This window comes from Delftia sp. (genome assembly GCF_059499305.1).
Genome location: NZ_JCABYI010000030.1, coordinates 264,578 through 281,821, shown reverse-complemented (window position 1 = coordinate 281,821; position 17,244 = coordinate 264,578). Strand labels below are relative to the sequence as shown.

Below are 17,244 nucleotides of genomic sequence, written 5' to 3'. Positions count from 1 at the left end.
ATTTTCATGGGCGGTTCAGAACTGGTATTTGGCCGTCAGCAGCAGCCTGCGCGGCACGCCGAAATAGTTGCCGCCGTTGTTCGTGCCCAGGGTCTCGAAGTAGCGGCGGTCGAACAGGTTGCTGACGTTCATCTGCAGGTCCAGCTGCCGGTTCACCCGATAGCCGATGACCAGGTCGGCCACGGCATGGGCGGGCTGGCGGATTGCATAGCCTTCGGCGCTGGTCAGCGACTCGGACGTGGTGCGGCTCTGGTAGCGCAGGCCGCCGCCCACGCGCCATGCGCCCAGCTCGCCGCCCAGGTGGTACATGGCCGACAGCTTGAGCTGGTGGCGCGGCGTGTAGCTGGCATAGGGCGCGCCCTTGGCGCCTTCGGTGCTGTCGCTGGCGATCTCGGCCTGGGTGAAGGTATAGCCAAGGCCGGCGTTCAGGCGCGGCAGGATCTCGCCGCTGATGTCCACGTCCAGCCCCTTGCTCCTGACCTTGCCGACGGAGCGGTAGCAATTGGTCTTCACCGTGCAGGAGTTGATGTCCGCGATGGCCTGGGGCAGGTTGTCCTGCGTGGTGTTGAACACGGCAACGGCCAGGTTCACGCGCTCGTCCAGGTAGCTGCCCTTGAGGCCCAGCTCGAAATTGCGGCCCTCCACCGGCGCCAGCATGCTGCCCGAGACATCCAGAAAATCCTGCGGCCGGAAGATGCTGGTGTAGCTGGCATAGGCCGAGTAGGTCTTGCTGATGTCATAGGTCAGCGCCGCATAGGGCGTGGCATGGGCTTTCTCGCTGAATTCGCGCTCCCGGCTCCAGCTGCCCTGGCGCTGGACGTTGGTGAAGTCGTACCAGTCCAGGCGCGCGCCGGCGATCAGGTTCAGCGGCTCGGCCAGCAGGAAGCGGCCCGTGGCGTAGGCCGAGGTCAGCGTGGTCTTCTGGCGGCGCGTCCACAGGTCTTCGGCCAGCAGGCCGGAGCGGTCCAGCGAGTCGGGGTTCCAGGTATAGGGATCGACGCCATTGGCGATCAGCCATTCCCCCGTGGGCGACAGGTAGCTGTAGCCCTGGTCGCTCCAGCGGATGGTGCGGCGGCTGAGGCCGAAGGCCAGGTCATGCTCGCGGCCGAACAGGCGCACGGGGCCCTGGGCCGAGGCATCAAGGCTGAGCTGGCGCTTGTCGTAGTCGTAGAGGCCGCCGGCCACGTCGTAGCGCGTGCGGCCCTGGTCGTCCTGGCCGCCCGAGACCAGGTAGGCGCCGTCCAGCGCGGACTGGGCCTGCAGGGCGCGCGCGGCCAGCCTGGCCTTCCAGCCGTTGTCGAAGCGGTGCTCCAGGTCGGCGAACAGGCTGACCTCCTTCTTGTCCCATTTGCTCCAGGAGGGCGAGAAACGCCTGGATCGCGCAATGTCGAGGAAGGAGCCATCGAAGCCCATGGGCACGCCCATCCATTGCGAGCCGGGGTTGTCTTCGTTCACATAGGAGCCGCCCACGCTCAGCGTGGTGTCGCGCCCCAGGTCGAACTCGGCGGTGCCGTACAGCAGCTGGCGGCGGCTGCTGTAGCCATCAATGAAGTGGTCACGCGACTGGGCCGAGGCCACCACACGCCCGCGTGCCGAACCGTCCTCGTTGAGGGCGCCGCCCACATCGACCTCGCCCACGGCCTGGTTCCAGCTGCCGCCGCGCAGGGTGACCGAGCGCTGGGTGGTGCGCGGCGCGCGCTTGCGCACGAAGTTGATGGTGCCCGAAGGGTCGCCCACGCCCGTCATCAGCCCCGTGGGGCCGCGCACCACTTCCACGTGGTCGTACATGGCCATGGTGTCGTAGGTGGAGGTGTCGGTTTCATACGAGACGGGCACGCCGTCCTGCAGGAACGAACCGATCACGAACCCGCGCGAGAAATAGCGCGCCCGGTCGTCGCTCCAGCGGTTGATGGTGATGCCGGTGGCGCTGTTGGCCACGTCGTCGATGGACAGCATGCCCTGGTCGTCCATCTTCTGGCGCGTGACCACGGTGAGGGACTGGGGCGTCTCGCGGATGGACAGCGGCAGCTTGGTCGAGGTGCTCATCAGCCCCGTGGTGTAGGAGCCCGAGCCCTCGGTGGTCGTGGTCTCGCCCACGGCGGACACCGTGACTTCGGGCAGGGCCACGGTACCGGCGGGCTTTTCCACCACCAGCGTGCCCTGGCTCACATGGCCTTCCAGCCCGCTGCCGCGCAGCAGCCGGGCCACGGCGGCGGCGGTGCTCAGGCGCCCTTCCACGGCGGGCGCGCGGCGGCCCTGCACGAGTTCGGGCGCAGCCAGCAGTTGCAGGCCGGCCTGGCGGGCCAGTTGGGCCAGCGCCTGGTCCAGCGGCTGGGCGGGAATGTGGAAGTCGGTGCTGGCGGCCGTGGCCGTGGCCGGTGCTGCCTGGGCCAGCGCGGCTGGAGACAGCTGCACGGCCAGCAGCGCGATGCCCGCGGCAACGGCATGGTGGCGGGCAAGGCTGCAGGCAAGGCGGGAAGGCTTGGAGGGGAATGAAGACATGGAAGGTCCCGTGGCGGATCTGGGCAATGGCGATTCCCGGGCTGCGAATGCGTCGCGTTCCCGGGTCCTCATGCCTATACGAACGGGCGCAGGCATTCCCTCACGCCTGGTGCGCATGCGCCGTGCATTCCGGGGCCATGGGCGCTCCGGGGCTATGGGCGCATCAGCTGCGGCGGCGGATGACCAGGGTGCGCCCGGTTCCCGGGCCCTGTTCCTTTTGCTGCACCTCTTCCTGCACGCTGACCGGCAGGGTGCGCGGGAGCATGCGCAGCCAGCCCTGGGCTGCCACAATGCGCACGCGCCCCAGCACGGGCAGGGCGGCGGCGTCGGGCTCCACGCGCAGTGGCTGCAGGCTGTAGCGCTCCAGGCGCCGGACCACCTCGGCCAGCGGCGTGTTCTGGAAGTCCAGCCAGCCCTCGCGCCAGGCGGCCACTGCCGCAACCGTTTGCACGGCGGCCGTCTGGCCTGGCGCCAGGCGCAGCATCTGGCCTGCGCCCAGTGCATGCCGGGCGCCGCTGCCGTCGCGCACCTGCACGCGGCCCGCATCGACGGCGACCAGCACCGCATCGTCCTCCAGCGCCACCTCGAAGCGCGTGCCCAGCACGGTGACCTGTACGTCCGCCGCCTGGACCACGAAGGGCCGTTCCGTGTCGCGCGCCACGGCGAAGAAGGCGCTGCCGGCCAGCAGCCGCACCTGGCGGCGCGTGGCGTAGAAATCCACCTCGGCGCGGCTGGCGGCGTCCAGCGTCAGGGTGCTGCCGTCGGGCAGGGGCTGGTTCAGCAGGCGGCCGGTGGCCGTGGCCAGCCGCACCTGGTACTGCGGCATCCACTGGCGCCAGGCCAGCCAGATCGCCGGGCTGCCGACACCCAGGCCCGCCATCCCCAGCAGGGTGGACAGGGCGCGGCGGCGGCCCGTGCGTGGTGCGGGTGCGGCGGTGTCTCCGCGCCAGCGGTGCAGCGAGGCTTCCACGCTGTCCATGGCGCGCATGACCTCGCGTTCCACGGTTTTGACCGAGACGCCGTGGCGCTCGGCCAGCTCGGCATGCGAGGCGCCCTCGATGCGGTCGGCCAGGAAGATGTCGCGGCAGCGCGCCGGCAACTGCGCCAGGGCGCCTTCGACCCCGGCCAGGGCCTGGCGGTAGGAATGGGTGTCGGCCACATCGGGGCTGAGTGGGGAGGGCGGCTCGCCTTCCCTCGCGCTGGTGTCAAAGCGCTCGGCCGTGCGCTGGCCATGGCGCAGGTGGTCGATGGCGATGTTCTCCATCACCGCGTAGAGATAGGCGCGGCTGGCGCCTGGCGGACTGTCCGGCGCGGCGGGCGCATCGCTTTCGCCGCGCTGGCGTTCGGCCAGGCGTATCCAGGCGTCATGCACCAGGTCACGCGCGGCCTGCGGGCCGGCGCGGCGCGCCACGAAGCGCACCAGCTCGTGGTAGCTGTCCTGGAAGTTGCTCAGCAGGGAAGAAGAGGAAGAGGCGGGCGCAGGCATGCGGGAGGCCCGAAGGCAGCACGGGAATCCCGCATTCTATGAAATGATTCTCATTTGCCGAATGTGCTGCCCGCCGCGCACCCGGCAATGCCGGCCTAGAACCGCTCCCAGGGCATCAGGTAGCGCCACTGGCCTTCGGGCACCTTGGCCAGAGAGAGGCGGCCAATGCGCAGGCGGCGCAGGCTGACCACGCGCAGGCCCACTTCGGTGCACATGGCGTCGATCTCGTCGGGGGCGATGCCCTTGAGCGCAAAGCGCAGGTGGTTCTCGTTCTGCCAGCTCACGCGGCAGGGCGGCAGCTGGCGCTTGCCGATCGGCAGGCCGGCCTTCATCAGCTCCAGGCCGTCCTCGTGGATCTGGCCCTCGACGCCGACGATGCATTCCTGCTCCAGCCACATGCCTTCCTCGCCCAGCTTGCGCGCCACGCGCTTGTCCTGGGTGTAGACGATGAGGCCGCTGGCAGGCAGCGGCAGGGGCAGGAAGGATTCCAGGTTCTTGAAGTGCTGGGCCAGCACCAGCAGCGGCATGGGCGTGTCCACCTGGGCCATGCTGGCTTCGCCCAGCAGGGAGTGGGCGCTGCGCACCCGGCCATAGGGCCGGCCCTGGGTGTAGCCCGCAGGCTTGTTCATCAGCAGGGTGACGGGCGGCACGGCCTCGGGCTGGGCGCCGCTGCGCAGCGTGACCTGCTGCTCGGGGCGCACGCGCGTCTCGGGCAGTTGCACGACCTTGCCGTCCACCTGGACGTTGCCGGCGGTGATATGCAGCTCGGCCTCGCGGCGCGAGCATTGTTCCTGTTCGGCCAGGCGCTTGGCCAGGCGAACGCTTTCAGATTCAGACATGCGCGCAGCTTAACCAGATACCAGGCCCCGCGCGCGTCGTCGGTCATTGCCGGTCATTGCCGCCCGCACAGCGCACGGATGCGCTCCACATGCGCCAGCAGCGAGCGCTCGGCAATCGGCCACAGCTGGGGCGGGGCGTCGTCATAGGCCAGGCGCACCCAGTCCTGCACGCTGCCGTCGGGCTGTCTTTGCATGGCGGCCAGCACCTTGGCCTCGCGTGCCAGCCGGTGGGCCTTCAGCTTGGCGATCGCCTGGCGCGCAAAGCCCAGCACATAGCCATGGGCCGGCAGGATGAAGCGCGCATCGTGCGCGGCGCACAGCGCGTCCAGCCTGTCCAGCGAATCGATGTACTCGCGCATGTTGCCGTCGGGCGGATCGATGATGGTGGTGCTGCCGTTGAGGATGTGGTCGCCGCTGAACAGCAGGGCATCTTCCTCCAGCAGAAAGCACACGTGGTTGGCCGCATGGCCCGGCGTGAACACGGCCTGCAGCGTGTGGGTGACGGTGCCTTGCGCATCCTGCACGGCGATGCGCTGGCCATCTGCCAGCACGTGGTCTGGCGTGAAGCGGCTGGCTGGCCGGGCCGTGGGTGCCGAAGGCAGGCCGCCGATGGCCGGGCGTGGCTTGCCGGCCTGCACCGCCAGCGCCTGCAGCAGGGCAGCGCCCGGCGAATGGTCGGCATGGGAGTGGGTGCACAGGATGTGGCGTATGTCGCCGCCGGCCGCCTCGAACAGGCGCTGCACATGCGCGGCGTCGGCCGGGCCGGGATCGATGCAGATGTAGCCCGTGGCGGCATCGCCCACCAGATAGCTGTTGGTGCCGGGGCCGGTCATCACGCCGGGGTTGGGGGCCGTCAGGCGCAGCAGGTTCTTGCGCAAGGGCACGGCGCGCTCGCTCTGCCAGTCCAGCGTGTGCAGGATCTGGCCGTCCGGGCAGACCATTTCCAGCTCGCCGAAGGGGGCCTCGTCCTCCATGTGGCGGGCTTCCTTGCCATCGAGAAAGCCGGTGCGCGGGCAGCACTGCCACAGCGGCCGCTCGCCTTGCAGGGCGGCGAACACGGCATCGGTGCCCGCGAAGCGGCTGAGCCGGTCCAGCGTGCGGATGGTGGGAAAGATCATGGGAAAGCTGCCGGCGCGGTGGCGCTCCAGCGCTTGCTGGGGGCTCACCCAGATGGGCTCGAACTGTTCCGATCCGTCGGCGTCAGGCTCCTGGCCTTCGGGCATGCGCGCCACGAAGAAGGGCACATCGAAGCGCCGGGGCAGGTCGCGGTCGGCCGTCCAGTGGGCCAGGTACCACAGCGCATCCACGGCCAGGCGCAGGCCGCGTGCCTCGCACTGGGGAACCAGGGGAGCATTGCGGTCCAGCGTGGCCAGCTCGGCGGCCGATACCGGTCGGCCCTGGGCATCGTGGGCCAGCAAAATGCCGAGCTCCTCGAAAGTCTCGCGCAGGCCGGCGATGGCCTGGGTGACGCGCAGGCCATCGCCGGCCTGGGCGGGGCGGGTGCTGGCGCAGGCATGGGCGGCGTCGGCAGAGTCCTGGGCCTCGATGCCGCCGCCCGGGAAGACATAGGCGCTGGGCACGAAGCTGGCCTTGGGCGAGCGCCTTGTCATGAGCACTTCCAGTCCGCTGCCATCGGCGCGGTCGCGCATCAGCAAAACGGTGGAGGCCTTGAGCGTGTCTACGGGCTGGCGCTGGGGGTGCAGGAGCTGGCTGGGGCGGGTCATGGGGGCATTATGCGGATGGACCTGCATCGTGCTGTTGCGCCGGAGACGCAGGCGGCTGGATGGCGGTCTGCACCAGGGCATGCCCCGGATTGCGCCATGAGGCTGCCGTGCAGGGGATAATCGCGGGATGCAGATCCGCTTTACCAAGATGCAGGGCGCTGGCAACGATTTCGTGGTCCTTGACGAAACCGCCGGCCCGCTGGGCCTGAGCGCAGCCCAGTACCGCTTTCTGGCCCACCGCCAATTCGGCGTGGGCGCCGACCAGATCCTCACGGTGCGGCCCTCGCCCGCCGAAGGCATCGACTTCGAATACGTGATCCACAACGCCGACGGCGGCGAGGTCGAGCAGTGCGGCAACGGCGCGCGCTGCTTTGCCCGCTATGTGCACGACAAGGGACTGACGGACAAGTCCGTCATCCGCGTGCAGACGCTGGCCGGCCTCATCGCCCCCGAGCTGCATGCCGATGGCCGCGTCACCGTGGACATGGGCCAGCCCGTGCTGGAGCCCGCCCTGGTGCCCTTCGATGGTGCAGGCCTGGTTCCCCGCCCGCTGGGTGCGGCGCAGCAATGGCCCCTGCAGCTGGGCGACGAAGCCACGGTCTGGATCGCCCCCGTTTCCATGGGCAACCCGCATGCGGTGCAGCTGGTCGACGATGTGGACCATGCGCCCGTGGCCACCTGGGGCCCGCTGATCGAGCGCCATGCGCGCTTTCCCCAGCGCGTCAATGCGGGATTCATGCAGATCGTCGATCGCGGCCAGATCCGGCTGCGTGTGTACGAGCGCGGTGCCGGCGAGACGCTGGCCTGCGGCACGGGCGCCTGCGCGGCCGTGGTGGCCGGCATCCGCTGGGGGCTGCTCGACGCGCGCGTCGATGTGCACACCCGCGGCGGCCGGCTGACCATCGAGTGGGACGGCGGCGCAGTGCGCATGACCGGCCCCGCAGAGTTTGTTTTTGAAGGACAGATCGAGGTTCCCGACCAGCCATGAACAGCACTACCGATATCGCCGTCACCGAAGAGACGATTGCCGACTACCTGCTGAACCATCCGGAATTCTTCGAGCGCCACGCCGAGATGCTCGCGCGCGTGCAGCTGGTCAGCAGCCACAGCCCGCGCACCGTAAGCCTGCAGGAACGCCAGGCCGAGATGCTGCGCGAGAAGATCAAGGGCCTGGAGCACCGCATCATGGACATGATGCGGCACAGCAGCGAGAACGCCTCCATCGCCGACAAGCTGCACGCCTGGAGCTGCGCCCTGGCCAAGGTCCAGGACCTGCGCGAACTGCCCCATGCGCTGACGGCCAGCCTGCAGCATGTCTTCGAGGTGCCCCAGGTGGCCCTGCGCCTGTGGAACGTCTCCGGCGCGCAGACCAGCAGCATCTACACCATGGGCGTCAGCGACGATGCCAAGTCCTTCGCTGCCTCGCTGACCATGCCGTTTTGCGGCCCCAACATGGGCTTCGAGCCCGGCGGCTGGCTGGTCGATCCCGACGCGGCCCAGTCCCTGGCCCTGCTCACCCTGCACGATGGCGACCCCGGCAACCCGGCCCATGCCTTCGGCATGCTGGTCCTGGGCTCGCCCGATCCGCTGCGCTTCGAGGCCACCATGGGCACGGAATTCCTCTCGCGCATCGCGGCCCTGGCCAGCGCGGCCCTCTCGCGCATGCGGCCCGTGGCGCTGACCCTGGCGCGCGGCTGATCGGCTGAAAGCCCATGCCGGGGGCATCGGACAGGGACGGGCTCCCGGAAGGCGGCCTTCCGGCAGAGGATCTGGAGGCAGAGGACCTGGCGCTGCTCCCCTCCGCCGTCCATGCCTATCTGGAGCATGTGCGCGTGCAAAAGCGCCTGGCCGACCGCACCTGCGAGCTCTATGCGCTGGACATGGCCCGGCTGTGCGCCATGGCCCGCGACGCCGGCCAGGAACTGCTGGCGCTGCAGCCCGCCCACATCCGCCGCTTCGTGGCCCGGATGCATTCCCGGGGCCGCAGCCCGCGCGGCATTGCGCTCATCCTGTCCGGCTGGCGCAGCTTCTTCCGCTGGGCGGCCCAGCAGTCGCTGGTGCCTTTCAATCCTGTGGAGGGCGTGCGCGGCCCCAAGGCACCCAAACCCCTGCCCAAGGCATTGGGCGTGGATGACGCCGTGCAGCTGGTCGCCTTCAGCAACGCCGATGCCGACCCCTGGATCGAGGCGCGCGACGCCGCCATCACCGAATTGCTGTACAGCTGCGGCCTGCGCGTGGGCGAACTGGTGGGGTTGGACGTGGCGCCCGGCCAGGACACGCAGCGCCAGGGCCGTGGCTGGATAGACCTGCAGTCCGCCGACGCCCACGTGCAGGGCAAGGGCGGCAAGCGCCGCACCGTGCCCGTGGGAGCGGCCGCGCTGCAGGCGCTGCAGCGCTGGCTGGCCCTTCGGGAAACGGGTCTTGCGGGGGCGGCCGCACAGGCTGCGCAGCACGAACCCGCCCTTTTCATCGGCCGGCGCGGCGAGCGCCTGGGCGCGCAGTCGGTCTGGGCGCGGCTGCGCCAGCGCGGGCAGCAGGCCGGCCTGTCGGCCGGTGTCCATCCCCATGTGCTGCGGCATTCGTTCGCCAGCCACATGCTGCAGTCCAGCGGCGATCTGCGCGCCGTGCAGGAGCTGCTGGGCCACGCCAGCATCTCGACCACGCAGATTTACACGCGCCTGGATTTCCAGCATCTGGCCCAGGCCTACGAGAGCGCCCACCCGCGCGCGCGCCGCAAGAGCGGCGACAGCAGGCAAGTCGGCGAAATCGGCGAAACCCCTGAAAAGGACAACCTCGAATAAAAAAGGCCAAGCCCTCTGGCAAAACAGCACTTGACAGGCTCGCTAAACTTATTCGGAACGTCTTTTCGACAAGGCCCGTCCATGGTGGACGGGCCTTGCCGCTTCCCTTTGCTGAATTTTCTGAAAGCAATCCCATGGCACTGATTCCCGTCACCATCCTTACCGGCTTCCTGGGCTCGGGCAAGACCACGCTGCTCAAGCGCGTGCTCAGCGAGTCCCACGGCATGAAGATCGCCGTGATCGAGAACGAGTTCGGCGAAGAAAACATCGACACCGACATTCTCAAGACGGAGTCCAAAGAGCAGATCCTGCAGATGAGCAACGGCTGCATCTGCTGCACCATCCGCGAAGACCTGCGCGAGACCCTGCAGCTGCTGGCCTCCAAGCGCCGAAAGGGCCTGGTGGAGTTCGACCGCATCGTGATCGAGACCACGGGCCTGGCCGATCCCGGTCCCGTCGCCCAGACCTTCTTCATGGACGACGAGATCGCCGAGACCTATCTCATCGACTCCATCCTGACCCTGGTCGACGCCAAGCACGCCAACCAGCAGCTGGACGACCGCCAGGAAGCGCGCCGCCAGGTCGGCTTTGCCGACCAGCTCTTCCTGTCCAAGACCGATCTGGTCAGCGAGGACGAGAAGAACGCGCTCATCCACCGCCTCAAGCACATGAACCCGCGCGCGCCCATCCGCGCCGTGCATTTCGGCGAAGTGCCCCTGAACGAAGTCTTCGACCTGCGTGGCTTCAACCTCAATGCCAAGTTGGACATCGATCCCGACTTCCTCAAGGAAGACGATCACGACCACGGCCATGATCACAAGCACGAGCATGGCGAGCACTGCAGCCATGACCACGAGCATGACGAGAGCTGCGGGCACGACCACGCCCACAGCCACGCCCATGATCACGAGCACGGCGAACACTGCAATCATCCTCACCACCATCACCACGATGACGACGTCAAGAGCTTCGTCTACCGTGCCGACCGCGCGTTCGACCCTGCCCGCCTGGAGGACTTCCTGGGCGCCATCGTCAACATCTATGGCCCGCGCATGCTGCGCTACAAGGGCGTGCTGAACATGCAGGGCACGGAGCGCAAGGTCATCTTCCAGGGGGTGCACCAGCTCATGGGCAGCGACCTGGGACCGCAATGGGCCGAAGACGAAAAGCGCCAGAGCAAGATGGTCTTCATCGGCATCGACCTGCCCCAGGACATCTTCCTGCAGGGCCTGGAGCAGTGCCTGGTCTGAGCCGTCTGTGAACTTTTGTGAGGAATCACATGGTTTTTGCTGACATCTGATTGACGCAGGAGCCGCCCGCATCTGCAGGCGGTTCCTCTGCTTTCATGTGGGGTATGTGCAACGGCTTGCGCTCCTGTAGAGCATCGATACAATCGCGCCCCTGAAGAGAGCCCCCAAGCCCAATGGACTGCCCCGCAGGGGTCGCCCATACCGTGAGGAGACAGCAAGTGAGCGCCGAATCCAGCAAGAAGCCGTCAGTGGCCGCCCAGGCCCCGGCTGCAAGCCAGAAGGCCGCGGTCCGCACTGCGGTCGGCGTCGTCGACCTGGCCTCCCGCGCTGGCTGGAAAAGGGCTCTTTGCACGCACGGCCGCCGCACGGCCTGGATTGCCGCACCCCGCCGCAAGGGGAAGCCGGCAGGTTCCGCAACTGCGGCGATCGGCTGTCCTACATGGCATTCGACCCGGGCGCCTCGATTGACAGTACCATCCATGGCCCCGTCCGATGCCCCCGGCTCGGACTAAGTTAGCGAAACCAACACTATGCCTACCACTACGCAAACGCCTTCGTCGGGATCGACGAAACGAGACCCCAAGCTGGCCAATGCCTGGAAGACCAAGTCGGCGGAGGAGCTGACGGATGCCGAAGTGCTGGCCATGTCCGATGACGACTACATGAATGAGAAGCAGATGGCGTTCTTCCGCCTGAAGCTGCTCACTCTCAAGCACGACATGCACACCAACGCGGGCGAGACGGCAGAAAACCTGCGCGAGGACACCGTGGTGGTTCCCGATCCGGCCGACCGCGCCACCATCGAGGAAGAGCACGCGCTGGAACTGCGCACCCGCGACCGCGAGCGCAAGCTGCTCAAGAAGATCGAGCAATCCATTGCACGCATCGACGCAGGCGACTACGGCTACTGCGACGAAACCGGCGAGCCCATCGGCGTGGGCCGCCTGCTGGCCCGTCCCACGGCCACGCTGTCGCTGGAGGCCCAGCAGCGACGCGAGCTCAAGCAGAAGATGTACGGAGATTGAGTTGCGGCAACGGCCTTCGGAACGGTGGTGCTAATCTGATTCGCCATGGCAAAAGAAGAGAGCAGCAAATCGGGAGGGTTGTTGTCCAAGGTGGTGCGCTTTGTGCGCCACCCGACGGTCAATTGGTCCGATCTCGACGGCCTCGACGCTGACCAGGAGAGCCAGTACAGCAAGCAGGCGCTCAAGGAAATGATCGAGCGCAAGCGCCGCAACGATTTCGTGCGCAAGCGCGAGTTCGACCAGCTGCGCCGCCTGCGCCAGGCCGAGTTGCAACAGGCCTCCCGGCCGGGCAGCGCATCTGTCGGTGTCGGCGTGCCCGGACCGGCTGCGCAGGGCTCGCAATTCCTCAGCAGCCTGCTGAGCTCCAAATCCTCCGGCGAGCGCGCCGTCACGCTCAAGAAGATCGACGAGATCGAGGCCCAGATGTCCCAGCAATGGTGGCGGGGCAAGCAGGCGGCCGACGCCACCACCATTCCCATGGCGCTGCCCGCTGGCGGCAACCCCGCGCCGGCGTCGTTTCGCAAGCAGCCGCCGCCGGGCCAGATCCCCATGCTCAGCGACGTGGTGCCTGCGGCCATCGCCTCGGCCGGCGATGTGGCGGCCTTTGCCACCACCTTGCCCATGAGCCTGGCACCTGCGCCGCAGGTGCCGTCCGTCTCCACGGCTCCCCTCATGGATTCCATGCCCATGGCCCGCCCCCTGCGGCCATTGGAGGGGGCGACCGATTTCCTGCCCGCCTTCGCGGCCACCGAGGTCTCTGCCCCGCAGCCCATGGACATGGTGCCGCCATCCTTCGTGGTGTTCGAGCACGATCCCGACCTCGAAGAGCCGGCCATCCTCTTTGCCAATGGCGACGTGGACGGCGCCGAGCAGGGCATGCTGGAGCTGATCGAGCGGCGCGATGTGCCTGCGCAGCTGCCGGTCTGGCTGGCCTTGCTGGACCTGTACCGCGCGGCCGATCGCCCGCTGCAGTTCGACAAGGCCGGCATTGAATTCGCGGCGCGCTTCGGCCGCTCCGCTCCCCAGTGGTTCGCGATGCCGCAGCAGCGCACCGCCGCGATGGCGCCCCTTCCCGGCGCAGCGGCAGGGCGCGGCTGGCGCTGGAGCGCTCCCGCCCAGGTCACGCCCAGCGCCGTCACGGCGCTGAAGGCCTCCCAGGCCAAGGCCGCCGGTCCCTGGACCCTGGACTGGGCTGCCGTGACCCACATCGACGAGGCGGCAGCCACCGCCTTGGAGGCGCTGCTGCAGCAATGGGCCGATTCCCAGGGCGTATTCGTGCTGCTCAACGCGGACCGGCTGCAGGCGCTGCTGGGCGCGCTGGCTCCGTCGGGCGACTCCGCTGTAGATACGCTGTGGTGGCGCCTGCGCATGGCCGTGCTGCGCCTGATGAACCGGCAGGATGATTTCGAGCTGGTGGCCCTGGACTACTGCGTGACCTACGAAGTCTCGCCACCTGCATGGGTGGACCCGGTCTGCCAGTGCCTGACGCAAGCCGTCGAGTCCGGCGGTGCACAAGCCCCTGTGCAGCCGGGCGCTGCCGCCCCGGCGGATACCGTGCGATTTGCGCTGTCCGGCACCATCGAAGGCGATGCCTCCACCTGGCTGGACCCGGTGCAGGAAGGCGCCAGCCTGGGCGAGCCGGTGTTCATCGACTGCACCCAGCTGGTGCGCATGGACTTTGCGGCGGCCGGCTCCGTGCTCAACTGGGCGGCCCACATGCAGTCGCTGGGCCATGTGCTGCAGTTCGGCCAGCTGCACCAGCTGGTGGCCGTATTCTTCAATGTGATCGGCATCCAGGAGCATGCGCAGGTAACGCCAAGACGGGACTGACCTGCCGAGCGGCGGCATTCTTTGGAGGGGCTCTTGAGAAGACGGGAGCCGCCCTCATCTGGCACCGCTATGGAACAGTATCACGGCACCACCATCATCAGCGTGCGCCGGCAGACCCCCGAAGGCGTGCAGGTCGCCATCGGTGGCGATGGCCAGGTCACATTGGGCAACATCGTCGTCAAGGGTACGGCGCGCAAGGTGCGCAAGCTCTACCACGGCAAGGTGCTGGCCGGCTTTGCCGGCGCCACGGCCGACGCCTTCACGCTGTTCGAGCGCTTCGAGGCCAAGCTGGAAAAGCACCAGGGCCATCTGACGCGCGCGGCCATCGAGCTGACCAAGGACTGGCGCACCGACCGCGTGCTGCGCCGGCTGGAGGCCATGCTGGCCGTGGCCGATGCATCGGCCTCGCTGATCATCACCGGCAACGGCGATGTGCTGGAGCCCGAGCAGGGCATCGTGGCCATCGGATCGGGTGGCGCCTACGCGCACTCGGCGGCCAAGGCGCTGCTGACCAACACCGAGCTGTCGGCCGAGGAGATCGTGCGCAAGTCGCTGGCGATTGCCGGCGAGCTGTGCATCTACACCAACATGCATCACACGGTCGAGACGCTCTGAGACCCTCGCGGCGCGGGCGGTTCTCGCCCGGCCATTGAAACGGATAGCCGCCAGCGGCCAGGTAACGGAAGCGGGGCTGGCGGCGCAATGCTTCGAATACACACCATGTCCTCTGCCATGACCCCCCAGGAGATCGTCTCCGAACTGGACCGCCACATCGTCGGCCAGACCGGTGCCAAGCGCGCCGTGGCCATCGCTTTGCGCAACCGCTGGCGCCGCCAGAACGTGGCCGACGGCCTGCGCCAGGAAATCACGCCCAAGAACATCCTCATGATCGGCCCCACCGGCGTGGGCAAGACCGAGATCGCGCGCCGCCTGGCGCGGCTGGCCGATGCGCCCTTCATCAAGGTCGAGGCCACCAAGTTCACCGAAGTGGGCTACGTGGGCAAGGACGTGGATGCCATCATCCGCGATCTGGCCGAGGTCGCCGTCAAGCAGACGCGCGAGGCCGACATGAAGAAGCTGCGCCTGCGCGCCGAAGACGCTGCAGAGGACCGCATCCTCGACGTGCTCGTGCCCCAGGCCCGCAGCGGCGAGGTGGCTGCCGACAGCACGGCCCGCCAGGTCTTTCGCAAGAAGCTGCGCGAAGGCCAGCTCGACGACAAGGAAATCGATATCGACGTGGCCGACGCGCCGCCTCAGGTGCAGATCATGGGCCCGCAGGGCATGGAGGAGATGGCCGAGCAGCTGCGCGGCATGTTCAGCCACATGGGCCAGGAAAAGCGCAAGACGCGCAAGCTGCGCATTGCCGAGGCCATGAAGCTGCTGACCGACGAGGAAGCGGCCAAGCTCGTCAACGAGGAAGACGTGCGCACGCGCGCCATTGCCAATGCCGAGCAAAACGGCATCGTCTTCATCGACGAGATCGACAAGGTCGCCACGCGCCAGGAAAGCAGCGGCTCCGACATTTCGCGCCAGGGCGTGCAGCGCGACCTGCTGCCCCTGGTCGAGGGCACCAGCGTCTCCACCAAGTACGGCGTGGTCAAGACCGACCACATCCTGTTCATCGCCTCGGGCGCCTTTCACCTGTCCAAGCCCAGCGACCTCATCCCCGAGCTGCAGGGCCGCTTCCCGATCCGCGTGGAGCTGGAGTCGCTGTCGGTCCAGGACTTCGAAGCCATCCTCACCCAGACCCATGCCTCCCTGGTCAAGCAGTACCAGGCGCTACTGGCCACCGAAGGCGTCACGCTGGAGTTCACGCCCGAAGGCATCACCCGGCTGGCCGGCATCGCCTTCGAGGTCAACGAGCGCACCGAGAACATCGGCGCGCGCCGCCTGTCCACCGTGCTCGAGCGGCTGCTGGACGAGGTCAGCTTCGATGCGGCCAAGCTTTCGGGGCAGACCGTCACCATCGACGCGGCCTACGTGGACCAGCGCCTGCAGTCCCTGAGCCAGGACGAAGACCTGTCTCGCTTCATCCTCTGAAGCCTGCCCCGGCGGCCGAGCAGCCGCCATCGAAGTGACTGCCCGCATTGCCGGGCAGTCACTTTTTGTAGGAGGCCGGCCCGAGTTGCACCCCGTCGCCAGCGAATTGAATCGTTGCAATTGCCTGCTGGGATTGAGAGTTCACTTGCAATCACTCCCCTAAGTGCTTGTAAAGTCTCGGTTTTTTGTCATCACTCACATTGCATTCGATCTCTAAGTTGTTGATTTCATTGCAAATAATTGTCCATTCCCGGGTTGTGAAACACCAAATTGCTGCTACAGTGCAAAAAAGTGCAATTAAGTGGTGAAAGTTGCCTTTGTGCCCCGATTTCCGGGACGCGATGGCTCCAACCGACCGGGGTGACTGACCGTGTTTCAAGGGGCGTCCTCGCTGAATCTCGATGGCAAGGGGCGGCTGTCTGTGCCGACCCGGCATCGTGACGCCCTCCTGGCCATGGCGCAGGGCCAGGTCACCCTCACCAAACACCCCCATGGTTGCCTGATGCTGTTCCCGCGCACGGAGTGGCTGCAGTTCCGCGAGCGGATCGCGCAGCTGCCCATGTCGGCGCAGTGGTGGAAGCGCATCTTCCTGGGCAACGCCATGGACGTGGACATGGATGCCACCGGCCGTGTGCTGGTGTCGCCCGAGTTGCGCGACGCCGTGGGTCTGACCAAGGAGGTCGTGCTGCTGGGCATGGGCAACCATTTCGAGCTGTGGGACAAGGCCACTTATGAGGCACATGAAGCGAAGGCCATGCAGGAAGAGATGCCTGCGGCCTTCCAGGATTTTGCTTTCTAGGAAAGAGGCGTTCTCTTGAATCAGCCGTTGCAACACATCACCGTTTTGCTCGACGAGGCCGTCGATGCGCTGCTGGACGGCGCCGCGCAGCCCGTTGCCGGGCAATGGGTGGACGCGACGTTCGGGCGAGGCGGGCATTCCCGGCGCATCCTCCAGCGGCTAGGGCCGGGCGGGACCTTGCTGGCGTTCGACAAGGACCCGGACGCGATCGAAGAGGCAGCGCGCATCACCGATGCGCGTTTTTCGATTCGGCACGAAGGGTTTCGCCACCTGGGCGAGTTGCCGGCCGGCAGCGTGCAGGGCGTGCTGATGGACCTGGGGGTGAGCTCTCCCCAGATCGACAACCCCGAGCGTGGCTTCAGCTTCCGCTTCGAGGGTCCGCTGGACATGCGCATGGACACCACGCGCGGTCAGAGCGTGGCGGACTGGCTGGCGGAAGCCGATGCCCAGCAGATTGCGGAGGTGATACGTGACTACGGCGAAGAACGGTTTGCTGGCCCCATTGCAAAGGCGATTGTTGCTCGGCGCGAAAGCCAGGGGCCCCTTCGCAATACCGCGGAGCTTGCCGAGCTCGTGGCTGGCGCGGTCCGGACCCGCGAGGCTGGGCAGAACCCAGCGACACGCACATTCCAGGCTCTTCGGATTTTCATCAATGCCGAGCTTGAAGAACTCGAACAGGCGCTAGAGGCCAGCCTGCGCGTGCTCGCGCCGGGCGGGCGCCTGGTGGTGATCAGCTTCCACTCGCTGGAAGACCGCATCGTCAAGCAGTTCATTGCCAGGCATTCCAAGGAAGTCTATGACCGGCGCGCACCCTTTGCCGCGCCCACACCCATGCGCCTTGAAGCCCTGGGCCGCATCAAGCCCAGCGAGGCCGAGGTCGCCGCCAATGCGCGTTCGCGCTCGGCCGTGATGCGCGTGGCCCGCCGCACCGAGGTGCCTGCATGAAGC

General features: G+C 67.5%; 14 protein-coding genes. 10 read left to right on the top strand and 4 right to left on the bottom strand.

Features of this window, described 5'->3' with window-relative positions; genetic code table 11:
• Positions 1 to 15: 15 nt before the first annotated feature.
• The 4 genes from AC5I49_RS17905 to AC5I49_RS17890 form a co-directional block, all read right to left on the bottom strand.
• A complete protein-coding gene (locus AC5I49_RS17905) occupies positions 16 to 2,502 on the bottom strand; it encodes a TonB-dependent siderophore receptor (protein WP_495789678.1) in 2,487 nt (828 codons plus the stop codon).
• Positions 2,503 to 2,665: 163 nt separating this feature from the next.
• Positions 2,666 to 3,988: a sigma-70 family RNA polymerase sigma factor gene (locus AC5I49_RS17900; RefSeq protein ID WP_151019291.1), complete on the bottom strand. Its 1,323-nt coding sequence runs from the start codon at positions 3,986 to 3,988 to the stop codon at positions 2,666 to 2,668.
• A 95-nt stretch (positions 3,989 to 4,083) separates the two neighbouring features.
• Complete coding sequence (locus AC5I49_RS17895; protein ID WP_012203381.1) at positions 4,084 to 4,827, bottom strand: pseudouridine synthase; 744 nt, start codon at positions 4,825 to 4,827, stop codon at positions 4,084 to 4,086.
• Between the two features lie 53 nt (positions 4,828 to 4,880).
• Positions 4,881 to 6,551, bottom strand: coding sequence for an MBL fold metallo-hydrolase (locus tag AC5I49_RS17890; protein WP_070080665.1), 1,671 nt, complete (start codon positions 6,549 to 6,551; stop codon positions 4,881 to 4,883).
• Positions 6,552 to 6,678: 127 nt separating this feature from the next.
• On the opposite strand from AC5I49_RS17890, the gene dapF reads away from it, so the two are divergent.
• The 10 genes from dapF to rsmH all read left to right on the top strand — a co-directional run bounded on the left by dapF (position 6,679) and on the right by rsmH (position 17,241).
• Positions 6,679 to 7,539 carry a diaminopimelate epimerase gene (dapF, locus tag AC5I49_RS17885; protein ID WP_016448046.1) on the top strand — a complete coding sequence of 287 codons (861 nt, stop codon included), beginning with the start codon at positions 6,679 to 6,681 and terminating at the stop codon, positions 7,537 to 7,539.
• Entirely contained in the window at positions 7,536 to 8,249 is a 714-nt protein-coding gene (locus AC5I49_RS17880) for a DUF484 family protein (protein WP_016448045.1), read from the top strand. Before dapF ends, AC5I49_RS17880 begins: the two co-directional genes overlap by 4 nt.
• Positions 8,250 to 8,263: 14 nt before the next feature.
• Positions 8,264 to 9,352, top strand: coding sequence for a tyrosine recombinase XerC (locus tag AC5I49_RS17875; RefSeq protein ID WP_279493346.1), 1,089 nt, complete (start codon positions 8,264 to 8,266; stop codon positions 9,350 to 9,352).
• Positions 9,353 to 9,486: 134 nt separating this feature from the next.
• Positions 9,487 to 10,602, top strand: a complete 1,116-nt coding sequence (locus AC5I49_RS17870) for a CobW family GTP-binding protein (RefSeq protein ID WP_464182859.1) — start codon at positions 9,487 to 9,489, stop codon at positions 10,600 to 10,602.
• Positions 10,603 to 11,132: 530 nt separating this feature from the next.
• On the top strand, positions 11,133 to 11,627 hold the full coding sequence (dksA, locus tag AC5I49_RS17865) for an RNA polymerase-binding protein DksA (RefSeq protein ID WP_016448042.1): 495 nt from the start codon (positions 11,133 to 11,135) through the stop codon (positions 11,625 to 11,627).
• Between the two features lie 45 nt (positions 11,628 to 11,672).
• Entirely contained in the window at positions 11,673 to 13,457 is a 1,785-nt protein-coding gene (locus AC5I49_RS17860; protein ID WP_034366288.1) for an STAS domain-containing protein, read from the top strand.
• Between the two features lie 69 nt (positions 13,458 to 13,526).
• The gene (gene hslV, locus AC5I49_RS17855) at positions 13,527 to 14,072 is read left to right on the top strand and encodes an ATP-dependent protease subunit HslV (RefSeq protein ID WP_016448040.1); all 546 of its coding nucleotides are present in this window, start codon (positions 13,527 to 13,529) and stop codon (positions 14,070 to 14,072) included.
• A 105-nt stretch (positions 14,073 to 14,177) separates the two neighbouring features.
• Entirely contained in the window at positions 14,178 to 15,497 is a 1,320-nt protein-coding gene (gene hslU, locus AC5I49_RS17850; RefSeq protein WP_193616008.1) for an ATP-dependent protease ATPase subunit HslU, read from the top strand.
• 370 nt (positions 15,498 to 15,867) lie between these two features.
• Positions 15,868 to 16,296 carry a division/cell wall cluster transcriptional repressor MraZ gene (gene mraZ / locus AC5I49_RS17845; RefSeq protein WP_026062826.1) on the top strand — a complete coding sequence of 143 codons (429 nt, stop codon included), beginning with the start codon at positions 15,868 to 15,870 and terminating at the stop codon, positions 16,294 to 16,296.
• 15 nt (positions 16,297 to 16,311) lie between these two features.
• Positions 16,312 to 17,241: a 16S rRNA (cytosine(1402)-N(4))-methyltransferase RsmH gene (gene rsmH, locus AC5I49_RS17840; RefSeq protein ID WP_016448037.1), complete on the top strand. Its 930-nt coding sequence runs from the start codon at positions 16,312 to 16,314 to the stop codon at positions 17,239 to 17,241.
• Positions 17,242 to 17,244: the final 3 nt, after the last annotated feature.